Consider the following 13,732-nt stretch of genomic DNA (forward strand, 5'->3'; position numbering starts at 1 on the left):
AAAAAATCATCCGGAAATAGGTCTTTTGTTTCCATAAATATGTAAATATTAAATGTATAAAAAAAATTCTGCTCGATTTTAACCCAAGCAGAATTTTATACTTACACAGTTTTTGGTACAGTGTCAAAAATAATTTTTGATAATTTATTTTGTAAACTTTTATACAATTTTATGTCTTTCTTCTCTAATTTAAATTGATATGAACCTCCATACTCTGTTTCCGCATAATCATCAAATTGATTAATTTCTATATTTACTTTTTAAATAAAGTTTATAGAATATGTGTATTCATAGTCATTTAATTTCCACTCTAGCTCATCATCTTTTGTATAATTATAATATACTATTATACCATCTTTCTCTCTAGCTCCATTAAGACAGTTTATAAAAATTCCGAAAAAAATAACTATTAAGAAAAATCTATTTAACATAATATATTTAGTTTAAAATAAAAAAACCTCTAACAATTAGAGGTTTTAATATACTATAAATTATTGTATTATTATTACATTTTTGGCATTCCTGGGAATCCACCTGCAGGCATATTTTTAGACATTGTTTCCATCATCTTTTTACCATTTGCAGAATTCATAAATTTCATCATTTTTCCCATTTCAGAGAATTGTTTCAATAATTGATTCACTTCTTGTAAAGATGTTCCAGAACCAGCTGCAATTCTTTTCTTACGAGAATTATCGATAATATTTGGATTTTTACGCTCTTTTTTCGTCATTGAGTGAATAATCGCTTCAACCCCTTTAAAAGCATTGTCGTCAATATCTACATCTTTCAACGCTTTTCCAGCTCCAGGAATCATTCCAACCAAATCTTTCATATTACCCATACGTTTGATTTGCTGAATTTGTTTTAAGAAATCATCAAAATCGAAGCTATTTTTTGCAATTTTCTTTTGCAAACGTTTTGCTTCTTCTTCGTCAAATTGCTCTTGAGCACGCTCTACTAACGAAACAACGTCACCCATTCCCAAAATACGATCCGCCATACGTTCTGGATAGAAAACATCTAAAGCTTCCATTTTCTCACCAGTAGAAATAAATTTGATTGGCTTATCAACAACAGTTCTAATCGTTAAAGCAGCTCCACCACGTGTATCACCGTCTAATTTTGTTAAAACAACTCCATTATAATTCAATACTTCATTGAAAGCTTTTGCAGTATTCACCGCATCTTGACCTGTCATAGAGTCTACAACAAATAAAGTTTCGGTAGGATTAACTGTTTGGTGAACGCGACGAATTTCATCCATCATTTGCTCATCAATCGCCAAACGACCAGCTGTATCGACAATAATTACATTATTTCCATTTTGTTTTGCTTGTGCAATCGCTGATTGAGCAATTTCTACAGGATTTTTGTTTTCTAAATCAGCATAAACATCTACACCAATTTGCTCTCCTAAAACTTGTAACTGATTGATGGCAGCTGGACGATAAACATCACCAGCAACTAATAATACTTTTTTGTTTTTCTTAGTTTTTAGGAAATTAGCTAATTTACCAGAAAAAGTTGTTTTACCAGAACCTTGCAAACCAGCAATCAAAATAATTGTCGGATTATCGTCTACTTTCAGTTCAGTAACCTCACCTCCCATTAATTTTGCTAATTCATCATGAACAATTTTTACCATTAATTGTCCAGGATTAAGCGACGTAATTACGTTTTCACCTAAAGCCTTTTCTTTTACCGTATTTGTAAAATCTTTTGCAACTTTATAACTAACATCGGCATCAACAAGGGCTCTACGCACCTCTTTTACGGTTTCTGCAACGTTAATTTCTGTAATTTGTCCTTTTCCTTTTAAGGTATGTAATGCTTTATCTAATTTATCCTGAAGATTTTGAAACATTTTGAGTCAATTTTAGGACACAAATATAAAAAAATTATACCGAATAATATAAAATCACACAACAAGGGTTTTAATTAAGTTATAATGATTAACTTGCGTGCTCAAATTTTGGTTGAATGAAAAAAGGTTTAGTACTATTTTTATTCTTTGTTACTGGGGTGGTTTTCAGTCAAACAAAGAATAACCAAACTTATTATTTTTTTTCCATCGCTTATGGACAAGATAATGAAGTTTATGTGACAGATGTTTATGAAGCAAACATCGATAACAAAGATATCTACGGCAAATTGGCAGATAGATATACAAAGTTTCAGAATTATTTATTGAAAAATGGAACGATTGGTTCTTTAAAAGAAATTCAAACGGGTTACGAAAAGAATTATCAGAAAAAAGAACAAGCTGAAGCTGAACAAAAATATTTTCTATCTACATTAGAAAAACAACAATTTACAGCGAAAATGGTTAATTATTCGCTTTAAAGCATAAAAAATCCACTTCAAATGAAGTGGATTTTTTTATTTTTATTTTGAACTGATTTATTGATCGTTCAATAATCTTGCTGCTTCTTTTGCAAAATAAGTTGAAATTAGGTCTGCTCCTGCTCTTTTGAAACAAGTTAAAGACTCTAAAATTACTTTATCATTATCTAACCAACCTTTTTCTACAGCAGCTTTTATCATCGCATATTCACCTGAAACCTGATAAACAGAAACCGGAACTTGTAAATTATCTTTCACTAATTTAACAATATCCAGATATGCCATACCTGGTTTTACCATCAAAATATCTGCACCTTCTTCTACATCCGCAATTGCTTCGCGCAATGCTTCTTGTGAATTATGGTAATCCATTTGATAGGTTTTTTTGTCTTTCGGAATTTCTTGAGAATCAACTGGTGCAGAATCTAAAGCTGTACGGAAAGGTCCATAAAAAGATGATGCATATTTCGCAGCATACGTCATAATTCCTACATTATGAAAACCGTTCTCCTCCAACGCAGCGCGCATCGCTCCTATTCGACCGTCCATCATATCAGAAGGCGCAACAAAATCTGCACCAGCTTCTGCATGAGATAATGTCATTTTTACCAAAGCATCAACTGTTTCATCATTAATAACTTCTCCATTTTTGATGATTCCGTCATGACCATAAATTGAATATGGATCTAAGGCAACATCAGGCATTACAATCATTTCTGGAACAGCATCTTTAATTGCTTTGATTGTATTTTGCATCAATCCGTTTGGATTCCAAGCCTCTTTACCTGTATTATCTTTTAAGTTATCACTAACTTTACAATATATGTTAACTGATTTTATACCTAAATCCCAAATTTCTTTTACTTCTTTTACAGTATTGTCAAGAGATTGGCGGTAAATACCTGGCATTGCAGCAATTTCTTCCTTCACGCCTTCTCCTTCAGCCATAAAAATTGGTAAAATAAAATCGTTTGGTGACAAATGATTTTCGCGAATCATACTACGAATTGATTCGTTTTTGCGTAGTCGTCTATGTCTGTTATATAAAAACATTTGATTAAAATTTTAGACAAATTTACTCGATTTCATTTGAATAAGGCTAATGAATAATATCAATTATATTTATTGATTTTAAAAGAAAATCAATCATTTGAATAATCAATTAAAATATTTATCATTCATTATATTATTTGGATTAATATCTTGTAATAAAAGCAATTATAAAACGATTCAATTTAGAAGTTTTTCTATGGAAATTCCGAAAGATTGGAAAAAAGTGAAATTAGGCGGAATTGATAGTGAAGTTGGAGGAATTATTACTCCAAATAATGATACATTAATTTATGATTATGGTTTACTTGCAGGCGGAGATTTTGATATTAATGCTAAAATTGCAGATAGTATTTTTACAACTATTTTAAATAATAATCCTGATTTAGAATTGGAAAAAATCTCTGAATTATATATCAATAAACTTCATAAAACAAATATTGATTCTATCGTACATTCAAAATACCAGATTTCTTATATTGTTATTGATCATCAAAAAGCAAAACTTATACAATCAAATCATCATAAATTAATTGAAGTTTATATGGATACTATTAAAAACTCAACTTCAAAATTTAATTTTATTGGTTACAATTTAGATGAAAAGTCACAAGAAGAATTTATAAATTCTATTAAAACAATCAAATTCAAAAAATAGATTTAAACTTGCTCAAACGTAGCTAAACAAATATCTTTGCAGCATGCGAATAGATATTATCACTGTTTTACCCGAATTATTAGTTAGTCCATTTTCTGCCTCGATTATGAAACGTGCGCAAGACAAAGGTTTAGCTGAAATTCATGTTCACGATTTGAGAGATTTTGGAAAAGGACGTTATCGTCATGTAGATGATTATCCGTACGGAGGAACTTCTGGAATGGTGATTATGTGCGAGCCTTTGGACAAAATGATTTCGAAATTGAAAGATGAACGAACTTATGATGAAATTATTTATTTGACGCCAGATGGTGAAACGTTGAATCAAACAATTGCGAATGATTTGTCGTTGAAAGGAAATCTTATGATGATTTGTGGACATTACAAGGGAATCGATCAACGTATTCGAGATATGTATGTGACGAGAGAAATTTCGATTGGCGATTATGTGCTTTCTGGTGGAGAATTTGGCGCAATTATTTTGGCTGATTCTATTATTCGTTTATTACCTGGCGTAATTGGTGATGAGACTTCTGCCCTTTCAGATTCGTTTCAAGATGATTTGTTAGCGCCACCAATTTATACGCGTCCTGCCGAATATAAAGGTCTAAAAGTTCCTGATGTTTTACTTTCGGGTAACTTTCCTAAAATTGAAGAATGGTTGCATGAAAAAGCAGTTGAACGTACAAAAGAACGTCGCCCAGATTTGTTAGAAAAAAGATCAAAATAAACTAAAAAAAGCTCCCTAATTAGAAGCTTTTTTTAGTTTATTTTATTTAATTCGATGAATATATTCAATTACTTTATCGTTAAAAATTTGTGGTTGATCGACATTCACGACATGTCCACAATCTTCGATAACAATCAATTCTGAATGTTTGGTATGTGCTTTTATTAATTCCTGAATCGAAGGCAAAAACATATGATCTTCAGCACCCATCACATATAAAGTCGGAATATTCAATTCAACTTTTCGAAACCATTTTAGCAATGGATTGACATCCGCAGTAAGTTTGAACCATTTCAAAAATTCTTTTTGATACAATTTCTTCGCCTCATTGATAAATAATAGCCTTGACTCTTTGTGCGTATTCTTTGGCATGATAGCGAAAGCAAAAATTCGATACAAGATTAAATAAGGCAACATATGTTTGAATGTATTTCCAACGTTAATCAAAAATTGACATTGAAAATTAATTTTCATAATTGCGCCTCCCATCACCATTGATTTGAATCGCTCCGAATAATCTTCTGCCAATTGTCGAATCACAATCGTTCCCAAAGACATCCCAACAAAATGTGTTTTATCGATATTTAAATGATCTAAAACATCAATCACATCTTTTGAAACTGATTTGAAAGTATAACGTTTTTCGAAAAGCGCTTTCAAGTTTTTCTTAGAACGTCCATGTCCTCTCAAGTCCATTAACAAAACATTGAAATGTTTGCGAAATTCACGCAATTGCTTGAACCAAATCGTAGAACTTCCTCCTGCTCCATGAACAAAAGTCACCCATTCTGTGCTCGTTGGATGATTATATGTAGTGTATGCTAACAATTTTCTAAATAAGTTTTTGCAAAATTAAACTAAAAACTATGCCAAGCATAATAATTTCTAGGTTTTAAGAAATTTTTAATCTTCATCGTCGTCGTCATCTGTAAAAGAACTAGTCTTTTTCAAGTAAAAAACATCGTTCATCACTTCAGCTTTCACGTAATTTAGATTTTCTTGCTCTTTCATTCGATCTGTAAATAACGTTCCTGTTAAATGATCGTATTCGTGCTGAAAAATAACCGCTGTAAAACCTTCAACTGTTTCATCATGAAAATTTCCATCCAAATCATAATATGCCAATCGAAGAACCAAGCTTCTATACACTTTTCCGAAAATATCAGGAATAGACAAACAACCTTCGCGACCGTGACGAACAATGTCCGAATACCACGTGATTTTTGGATTGATAATAAACTCAAAAGGTTCGCCTTCTTTGTCAAAACGTTGCACCCAAACCGCGTTGCGATTAATTCCAATTTGTGGAGCTGCAATACCAACACCTTTACTTGCCTCGTCTTGAACCGTTGCATACATACGATCGGCCAATAATTTGATTAATGGATCTTTTGGATCAATATCAATAGAAGTTGATTTTAAGATTTTTGTATCTGCATCCGAAGTTGTTAATAAAACACGAAAAGGATCATAGGATTTCTTTTCTTTTATTAATGTTAATTCTGCCTTTGCTAATGGCGTATAAACAATGTTTTTCATATTTTTTGATTGAGCAAATAATGCAGAAGAACAAATCAATAAACTATAGGTTAATGTTTTTATCATTTTTTAAGTATCAATTTGTCTAAAGAATATTTTCCTGCGCCTGATAAAAATATAACTAAATAATTGATTAAGTAGAATAATCCCAATTCTTTTTTACCAAAATCATGATCTGCATGCACGATAAATACAGCAACTAACATTGTAATGATTAGTGGAATTACCGCCAAACGAGTAAATAATCCGACCAAAACTAAAAAAGCACAAAGTATTTCCGCAAAAACAGTTAAACCTAAAGAAATTTCTGGTCCAAGTCCAATTGGATCTCCAAATTCGAAATTTCCATTGATTAATTTTTGCAATTTTCCGAATCCGTGTGTAAACATAAATCCACCAGCAGCTAAACGTACTAATAACAATGATAAATCGATAAATGCTGGTTGATTTCCTAAAAGTTTAAATTTTGTGCTCATTTTTTTATTTTTTTTTCAAATATAAGTTCTAGTTTTTACGTTCACCTTTAAATAGATCAAGAAATTTACATTTTTGAATTAATTTTGGTTAATCTTTCTATTCAAGAAAAAAAAAATACAACATATGTTAAAAAACATTGCTTTAATTACCATATTATTTTCAGGTTTTGCATTTGCTCAAAAATCTGAATTACAACAAAATGATGTTTTAGGAAATCCAACTTTTATCGAAGAATCGATGCAAAAAGCACGTATTCGCATGAAGTTTATTGAAGGTTATGAAACGGAATATTACACAAAATCAACGTATAATAAAGATGGTAATCCGACAAAACGTGATTATTTTGATGAAGCTGGAAATAAAACTTTTGCTGAAATATTTAATTATAATGAATCGAATAAATTGATTTCGAGAGAAATGAAAAACAATGACGAAAGTTTAGTTTTCAATTTTGATTATGAATATACAACAGACGGTTACATTGTCACGAAAAGCGAAAATGATGTCAATGTTTCTAAAACTGAATACAAATTAGACCAAAATCAGAATGTAACTTACGAAAGAGAAACTAATTTATTGGAAGATTCTGATGTTTTTATCGAAAAAACGTTTCAATATCAAAATGGATTTTTAGTCAAAACATTGGTGAAATATAACCAAGGAAATTATACGTTGAATTATAAAAACGACGCGAAAGGCAATCCAATAGAGGAAACTTATATGGACAAAAACAATAAACAAGTCAATAAATATGTACGCAAATTTGATGAAAACAATAATATTATCGAAGAAACGGTGATTGATGAAGCTGGAAAAGTAAAAAATATATCAACGATTAAATATCAATATGATAATCACAAAAATTGGGTCAAACGAACACAATTTGTCAAAGATATTGATCAACCAATTTCAAATACAACAAGAACAATACGTTACTAAAATACAAGAGCCAAGCTAATTTGGCTCTTTTTTATTTGATTATTTAACTAAATGTTTTTAAATTTATTTAAACCAATTATTTAACTTCATCTATTATGATCAATAATGTGCAAGAATTTAATCGACTTTTTCAGTTATACCAAAAAGATAATCGTTTCAATTTGTACATAAATGATTATCCTAAAAACGAATTTTTGTTTCAATTTTATTCAGATGAAATTGAAGATTTAAACTTAGAATATGTTGATATTACTTCAAATTCTATCAAAAAAATTCATGATTATCGTGCAAAATTAAGCGATTTTTTTCAACCCGAAGAACTTCCAGCATTAGAGATTAAATCAATTTCAGGTTATTTTAGTCATTTTGATTTTTATTTTATGACCAATGAAAAAACCTTTGTATTTAATTATATTCATCGCGATTTCTTATCACAACTAATTGATATTCTTCTTGCTGAATTAGATTGTAATTTTATCAGCCGATTAAAGACTGAACTTTTAATCAATTTAGAATATGATTAATTTTTTTGTTAAACTTTTTTCAGCGATATTTATTCATTTTGAAAAGATTAATTAAGATTTATTTTTTGCGAAGACTGATCCAAAATATAATGTTTTACCTTTAATTATTATATTGATGTAAAAGAGAATTTATACCAAGAATTGTGGAAGTCTTATTTTAAAACAAGGAAAAATTCGATGTTATAAATCCAAATGAGGCCCAAACGCTTTTGGAAACACTTGACAGAGTATAAAATATCAATATTCAGATAAAAATATACCTATCAATATAATTTATGAGTAAAACTTATTTATCTCCATTTATCCATCTCAAAACGGACTGAGAAAATGTTAGAATATAATCCTAAACCACTGTCTCCAAAGTTTGTCAAAGCATAATCAATCGAGATTCCTTTGTATTTGAAACCTACCCCAACATTTGGCTGAATTTGAGTTTTATCTTTTCCATCAAATTGCGAAATTTTCTGTAAATTATTCAATCCACCACGTACAAAAACCATGTCATCATAACCTAATTCAAGACCAACTTGCGGCGAAATCGAAAATCCTTTTCCAGAAATTGCGGCATTCGTTTGTTGAAATTCGATATTCATATCAACCTCTCCCAATAACGAAACTCGTTCATTAAAATCAAAACGTTTTCCAACTCCAAATTGCAATTTAGGCATTGTTAATTCGATATTCTCTCCAGGTAAATCATTCAAAATTGTTGGCTCACCTTCATTATTTGGTTCGTCAATCGTGATTTCTTTTACCTTTTGTTTATTGATACTCCACGCATTGAAAGTTGTTGTAATATCTCGTGCCATCAAACCAAAATACATTTTATTATCGGTACGATATTGCAAACCAAGATCTAAACCGAAACCAAATCCTTGCGCAAATTTCCCAATATGGCGATAAACAATTTTAGCATTTGCACCAAACTGAATATCTTTATTGTTGAACACATTTCCCGCATAAGACATTGTTAAAGCATAGTCTGCTGTAGAAAATTTAGAGATTTTATCGTAATTAATATTTCCTTGATTATCAATTAATTCTGTTGTATTCAAAATATCATCAACACCAAAACGCGTAAACGAAAAAGCTATTGTAGAATTACTTTCTCTCAACGGAATTGCAACCGCTGCATAATCAAATTTTGCAATCGACTGAAAATATTCAGCATGCATCGCCGCAGCTTCCCAATCATAGGTAATTTCTGTTAATCCAGCAGGATTCCAATAAGCCGCATTTGCGTTTCCAATATTAGCCACAACTGAATTACCCATTGCAAACGAGCGCGCATCTGCACCAATATTCAGAAACTCGTTCGAATATTTGCGTGTGGTTTGAGAAAAAGCAAATTGACTTGCCAGAACAGATAATATAAGGAATGTCTTTTTCAAAATTGATGAATTACGAATATAAAAACTCAAAAATAGTGGTTTTATTGTGTTTAAAAAGGATTCAGATTAATTTTTGTTTGTACTTTTGTGATGAAAAATTCATTTATGAAATTATTTACAATTCCAAATTTTCTAACACTACTTAATCTTTCGTGTGGTGTATTATCAGCCATTTTCATGATTTCGAGCAATGCTCAAATCACAACTACCACAGTTACAATTGTGATGGTTTTGATGTTGATTTCATTAGTTGCTGATTTTTTGGACGGAATGGTTGCACGACTAATGAATATTGGTAGCCCAATTGGAAAAGAATTGGATTCTTTGGCAGATTGTATTTCGTTTGGTGTTGTACCAGGATTGATGTTATTTTCGATGTTTAATCATTTTTCAACTGATTTTATTTATGAAAATGAGAATTTAAAAATTGCTGCAATTTCATTATTTGCCTTTTTAGTTCCGGCTTTTTCGGCTTTACGATTAGCAAAATTTAATTTAGATGAAGATCAAGCCACGTATTTCAAAGGTTTGGCAACACCATCAAATACCTTATTTATTTTCTCATTATTTTCTATCTATTACAATAATGGACAAATTGTAAATCCATCTGTTGATCCGTATTTATTAATTGCCGTTTCTATTGTATTTAGTGTTTTATTAATTGTCGATTTACCATTATTTGCCTTAAAATTTAAAGGATTGAGTTGGGCAGAAAACTATTATAAATATATTTTCTTAATCATTACATTAGGTTTAGTGGCTTGGTTGCAAGTTGCTGCAATTCCGCTAATCATCTTATTGTACATCCTTATCTCAATCATTTTTAGAAAAGAAATTACAAAATGAAATTAACTAAAAATATCTGTTTCTTTGATTTAGAAACAACTGGAACTAATGTTTCAAAAGACCGTATTGTTGAAATCTCTATAGTGAAAGCTTTGACAGACGGTTCAAAAGAAGTAAAAACTTGGAAAGTTAATCCTGGAATTCCAATTCCACCAGAAACAACTTTAATCCACGGAATTTCTGACGAAGATGTTGCCGATGCGCCTTCTTTCAAAGAACTTGCCCCTGCGATTATGGAAATGATTAAAGATTCTGATTTGGCAGGATATAATTCAAATCGTTTTGATATTCCACTTTTAGCAGAAGAATTATTACGTAATGGTTTTGATTTTGATTTATCAAAACATCGTCCAATTGATGTGCAAGTGATTTATCATAAAATGGAACCTCGCAATTTAAGCGCTGCTTATAAGTATTATTGCGATAAAGATTTGATTGATGCACATTCTGCGGAAGCTGATACAATTGCGACTTACGAAGTTTTGATGGCGCAAATCGAGAAATATGACGAGCTTGAAAATGACAATAAATTTTTGAGCGAATTTTCTTCTCAACGCAAAACGGCTGATTTAGCTGGATTTATTCAGTACAATGATAAAGACCAAGAAATTATTTCGTTTGGCAAGTATAAAGGACAAGTTGTGACGGATATCTTTGCGAAAGATCCAGGTTATTATGCGTGGATTCAGAATGCCGATTTTCCTTTATATACAAAGAAAGTTTTTACTCGAATCAAATTACAAAACGGTTTTTAAGCGATGAAAATTATTTGTGTCGGACGAAATTACGTCGAACATGCAAAAGAATTAGATAATCCAATTCCAGAATCGCCTATGTTTTTTATGAAACCAGATTCGGCCATTTTAAGAAAGGGTTTTCCTTTTGTTATTCCAAGTTTTACGAAAGAAGTTCATTTTGAAACGGAAATTGTAATTAAAATTGATCGAGTTGGAAAAATGATTCAACCTCAATTTGCAGATCGTTATTTTTCAGAAATCGGTTTAGGAATTGATTTTACAGCGCGCGATGTACAACAAGAATTGAAAGAAAAGCGTTTTCCTTGGGAAATTGCGAAAGCTTTTGATGGTTCTGCATTTGCTTCGGATTTCTATCCAAAAGAAAATTTTGATTTAGAAAATCTTACATTCAAATTAGATCGAAATGGAGAAAATGTACAAACAGGAAATTCAAAAGATATGATTTTTCATATCAATACGTTAATTGCGGAATGTTCTAAATATTTTACCTTGAAAAAAGGCGATTTAATTTTTACTGGAACGCCCGCTGGAGTTTCTAAAATCAATTCAAAAGATACGTTAGAAGGTTATTTGAATGATGAAAAAGTATTCGAAATAAAAGTGTTGTAATTCATACAATTATATAAACAACAATTTAAAAGAGCGGAAATTTCGCTCTTTTATTATTTATACCACTACCTTTAATCAGAAATAAAATTAAGAATGGAAAACTATCTAAAAATTGAAGAAAAACTACAAAATGATTTTAATCTTTTAAAGTCAAAAAAGAATAAAATCAGCAATATCAGACTTGTTGCATTTATTATTTCAATTGTATTATTCTTGCTTTATGTTACGTCGAGCAACAATTTGTATTTGATTATTTCTTCTATTTTATTTATTGTTTTCATCGTTTTAGTAGTTAAAACTTCTAAAATTTCTTCGCAACTCAATTATTCAATTCAAGCATTAGAAATTATTAATCAAATAAAATCTGATAATTCTATCGATCAATTTGTTGAGGATAATTCTCAGTTCAATAATGTTTACAACAAAGATTTAGATATTCTAGAAGGAAATTCAATCTTCAATCGAATCAATAAAACGCAAACGCGAATTGGAAATTTGCAGTTGAAACATTTTTTATCGAATTTGATTTTAGACAAATCAGAAATTATTGATAGACAAAATGCATTTACAGAATTAACTGAAAAAAGAAATTGGATTGTGACATTTTTGACATTTACAAAGCGATTAAACATGAATCAATCTTCAATTTTTGTGTTCGAAAATCGTGTATTCAATACTAATTCAATAAAATTACTTCCACTCATCTTTTCTGTTCTGAATATTTTATGTTTTATCGCTTTAGCAATTATTAGTTTTCCGAAAGAAATTGTTTTTTATTGGATTCTAGGCGCAGTTATTATTTCGAATGCAATTTCCATGTTTTATAAACAACAACTTCGACGAATAGCAGCTTATACGACAATGAAAGCAGATGAATTGGATAATTTATATGAAGTTTTTCGACATATTGAAGAAGAAAAATTTGAATCAAAACTAAATGTTGAAATTCAAAATACATTTGTAAATCCTTTCAAATCATCGGATTTAATCAAGACAATTTCTTCAACAAAAGAAACTTTAGATGCAGCAAATTTCCCGATTGTCGGATTTGTGTTGAATACATTTTTCTTGTGGCTATTACATTATTCGATCAAATTTGAAAATGAAGTTCAAAAAACGGTTCATCAAATCAAACCTTGGTTAGATGAATTGGCTAAATTAGAGACTTTTGTATCGTTTGCTATTTTTAATGATAAATACAAAATGTTTACGTATCCAGAAATTGTTGAAGAACCTTATGAATTAAAAATTACGAATGGTTTTCATCCTTTATTAGATGAAAAAACAGTTATAAAAAATGATTTTGAAACCAATCGTCCAAACAATATTGCGATTATTACAGGTGCAAATATGGCTGGAAAAAGTACTTTTTTGAGAACAGTTGGAACAAATTTGGTTTTAGCGATGAACGGCGCAAAAGTGAGTGCAGAAAAAATGTCATTTTACCCAATGGATTTATTTACAAGTATCAGAACGGTTGATAATCTGTCTTCTGGCGATTCTTATTTCAAAAATGAAATTAATAAATTGAAAATTTTGATTGAACGTTTAGAAAATGATCAACCACAAATCATCATTTTAGATGAGATTTTAAAAGGAACAAATTCAGAAGATAAACTAATTGGTTCGCAAAAATTTTTAGAAAAATTGATTAAATCTCCTACAAAATTGATTGGTTTTATCGCGACTCACGATTTAGAATTAACGAAAATGGAAGGTGAAAATCCGGATCATATTATTAATTATTGTTTCGAATTAAAAAATGTGGACAACAATTATTATTCAGATTATAAATTAAGAAAAGGCACAACCAAAATGATGAATGCCATTTTCTTAATGAAACAATTTAAGATTATTGATTAATC

General features: G+C 30.1%; 15 protein-coding genes. 9 read left to right on the plus strand and 6 right to left on the minus strand.

The window, feature by feature from the left end; all coding sequences use genetic code 11:
• Window positions 1-505 precede the first annotated feature (505 nt).
• Window positions 506-1,867, minus strand: a complete 1,362-nt coding sequence (ffh, locus tag G0Q09_RS08775; RefSeq protein ID WP_219034600.1) for a signal recognition particle protein — start codon at window positions 1,865-1,867, stop codon at window positions 506-508.
• Window positions 1,868-1,983: 116 nt separating this feature from the next.
• On the opposite strand from ffh, the gene G0Q09_RS08780 reads away from it, so the two are divergent.
• The gene (locus tag G0Q09_RS08780) at window positions 1,984-2,346 is read left to right on the plus strand and encodes a hypothetical protein (protein ID WP_219034601.1); all 363 of its coding nucleotides are present in this window, start codon (window positions 1,984-1,986) and stop codon (window positions 2,344-2,346) included.
• 57 nt (window positions 2,347-2,403) lie between these two features.
• Here the strand turns inward: G0Q09_RS08780 and hemB are convergent, their stop codons facing one another.
• Window positions 2,404-3,399: a porphobilinogen synthase gene (gene hemB, locus G0Q09_RS08785; RefSeq protein ID WP_038334133.1), complete on the minus strand. Its 996-nt coding sequence runs from the start codon at window positions 3,397-3,399 to the stop codon at window positions 2,404-2,406.
• 196 nt (window positions 3,400-3,595) lie between these two features.
• Between hemB and G0Q09_RS08790 the strand changes: the two genes are divergently transcribed.
• Both G0Q09_RS08790 and trmD read left to right on the plus strand, forming a co-directional pair.
• On the plus strand, window positions 3,596-4,054 hold the full coding sequence (locus G0Q09_RS08790; RefSeq protein WP_219034602.1) for a hypothetical protein: 459 nt from the start codon (window positions 3,596-3,598) through the stop codon (window positions 4,052-4,054).
• 43 nt (window positions 4,055-4,097) lie between these two features.
• The gene (gene trmD / locus G0Q09_RS08795; RefSeq protein ID WP_125349373.1) at window positions 4,098-4,784 is read left to right on the plus strand and encodes a tRNA (guanosine(37)-N1)-methyltransferase TrmD; all 687 of its coding nucleotides are present in this window, start codon (window positions 4,098-4,100) and stop codon (window positions 4,782-4,784) included.
• A 42-nt stretch (window positions 4,785-4,826) separates the two neighbouring features.
• Here trmD and G0Q09_RS08800 read toward each other — a convergent pair whose 3' ends face one another.
• The 3 genes from G0Q09_RS08800 to G0Q09_RS08810 form a co-directional block, all read right to left on the minus strand.
• Entirely contained in the window at window positions 4,827-5,612 is a 786-nt protein-coding gene (locus G0Q09_RS08800) for an alpha/beta fold hydrolase (RefSeq protein ID WP_038335810.1), read from the minus strand.
• 75 nt (window positions 5,613-5,687) lie between these two features.
• The gene (gene def, locus G0Q09_RS08805) at window positions 5,688-6,389 is read right to left on the minus strand and encodes a peptide deformylase (RefSeq protein WP_219034603.1); all 702 of its coding nucleotides are present in this window, start codon (window positions 6,387-6,389) and stop codon (window positions 5,688-5,690) included.
• Window positions 6,386-6,799: a DoxX family protein gene (locus tag G0Q09_RS08810; protein WP_180904370.1), complete on the minus strand. Its 414-nt coding sequence runs from the start codon at window positions 6,797-6,799 to the stop codon at window positions 6,386-6,388. Before G0Q09_RS08810 ends, def begins: the two co-directional genes overlap by 4 nt.
• A gap of 124 nt (window positions 6,800-6,923) precedes the next feature.
• On the opposite strand from G0Q09_RS08810, the gene G0Q09_RS08815 reads away from it, so the two are divergent.
• Complete coding sequence (locus G0Q09_RS08815) at window positions 6,924-7,739, plus strand: hypothetical protein (protein ID WP_219034604.1); 816 nt, start codon at window positions 6,924-6,926, stop codon at window positions 7,737-7,739.
• A 95-nt stretch (window positions 7,740-7,834) separates the two neighbouring features.
• A complete protein-coding gene (locus tag G0Q09_RS08820; RefSeq protein ID WP_219034605.1) occupies window positions 7,835-8,263 on the plus strand; it encodes a hypothetical protein in 429 nt (142 codons plus the stop codon).
• Between the two features lie 290 nt (window positions 8,264-8,553).
• On the opposite strand, the gene G0Q09_RS08825 is transcribed toward G0Q09_RS08820, so the two are convergent.
• On the minus strand, window positions 8,554-9,654 hold the full coding sequence (locus tag G0Q09_RS08825) for a putative type IX sorting system protein PorV2 (RefSeq protein ID WP_257468143.1): 1,101 nt from the start codon (window positions 9,652-9,654) through the stop codon (window positions 8,554-8,556).
• Between the two features lie 105 nt (window positions 9,655-9,759).
• Here G0Q09_RS08825 and G0Q09_RS08830 point away from each other — a divergent pair, with 105 nt between their 5' ends.
• The 4 genes from G0Q09_RS08830 to G0Q09_RS08845 all read left to right on the plus strand — a co-directional run bounded on the left by G0Q09_RS08830 (window position 9,760) and on the right by G0Q09_RS08845 (window position 13,730).
• The gene (locus tag G0Q09_RS08830; protein ID WP_257468144.1) at window positions 9,760-10,500 is read left to right on the plus strand and encodes a CDP-alcohol phosphatidyltransferase family protein; all 741 of its coding nucleotides are present in this window, start codon (window positions 9,760-9,762) and stop codon (window positions 10,498-10,500) included.
• Window positions 10,497-11,255 (plus strand): 3'-5' exonuclease, encoded by a 759-nt coding sequence (locus G0Q09_RS08835; protein ID WP_038334216.1) that lies wholly within the window; start codon window positions 10,497-10,499, stop codon window positions 11,253-11,255. The genes G0Q09_RS08830 and G0Q09_RS08835 overlap by 4 nt, the downstream gene beginning before the upstream one ends.
• 3 nt (window positions 11,256-11,258) lie before the next feature.
• A complete protein-coding gene (locus G0Q09_RS08840) occupies window positions 11,259-11,867 on the plus strand; it encodes a fumarylacetoacetate hydrolase family protein (protein WP_219034607.1) in 609 nt (202 codons plus the stop codon).
• Between the two features lie 93 nt (window positions 11,868-11,960).
• Window positions 11,961-13,730, plus strand: coding sequence for a MutS-related protein (locus tag G0Q09_RS08845; protein WP_219034608.1), 1,770 nt, complete (start codon window positions 11,961-11,963; stop codon window positions 13,728-13,730).
• Window positions 13,731-13,732: the final 2 nt, after the last annotated feature.

Origin of the sequence: Empedobacter falsenii (assembly GCF_019308355.1) — a bacterium.
Classification (GTDB): Bacteria; Bacteroidota; Bacteroidia; order Flavobacteriales; family Weeksellaceae; genus Empedobacter; species Empedobacter falsenii_B.

Bases quoted from the DNA above. Each gene is read 5' to 3' on its own strand.
- def (WP_219034603.1), bottom strand. From the start codon at position 6,389: ATGATAAAAACATTAACCTATAGTTTATTGATTTGTTCTTCTGCATTA.
- hemB (WP_038334133.1), bottom strand. From the start codon at position 3,399: ATGTTTTTATATAACAGACATAGACGACTACGCAAAAACGAATCAATT.
- G0Q09_RS08840 (WP_219034607.1), top strand. From the start codon at position 11,259: ATGAAAATTATTTGTGTCGGACGAAATTACGTCGAACATGCAAAAGAA.
- G0Q09_RS08790 (WP_219034602.1), top strand. From the start codon at position 3,596: ATGGAAATTCCGAAAGATTGGAAAAAAGTGAAATTAGGCGGAATTGAT.
- G0Q09_RS08835 (WP_038334216.1), top strand. From the start codon at position 10,497: ATGAAATTAACTAAAAATATCTGTTTCTTTGATTTAGAAACAACTGGA.
- G0Q09_RS08845 (WP_219034608.1), top strand. From the start codon at position 11,961: ATGGAAAACTATCTAAAAATTGAAGAAAAACTACAAAATGATTTTAAT.
- G0Q09_RS08820 (WP_219034605.1), top strand. From the start codon at position 7,835: ATGATCAATAATGTGCAAGAATTTAATCGACTTTTTCAGTTATACCAA.
- ffh (WP_219034600.1), bottom strand. From the start codon at position 1,867: ATGTTTCAAAATCTTCAGGATAAATTAGATAAAGCATTACATACCTTA.
- G0Q09_RS08815 (WP_219034604.1), top strand. From the start codon at position 6,924: ATGTTAAAAAACATTGCTTTAATTACCATATTATTTTCAGGTTTTGCA.
- G0Q09_RS08780 (WP_219034601.1), top strand. From the start codon at position 1,984: ATGAAAAAAGGTTTAGTACTATTTTTATTCTTTGTTACTGGGGTGGTT.
- G0Q09_RS08830 (WP_257468144.1), top strand. From the start codon at position 9,760: ATGAAATTATTTACAATTCCAAATTTTCTAACACTACTTAATCTTTCG.
- trmD (WP_125349373.1), top strand. From the start codon at position 4,098: ATGCGAATAGATATTATCACTGTTTTACCCGAATTATTAGTTAGTCCA.
- G0Q09_RS08810 (WP_180904370.1), bottom strand. From the start codon at position 6,799: ATGAGCACAAAATTTAAACTTTTAGGAAATCAACCAGCATTTATCGAT.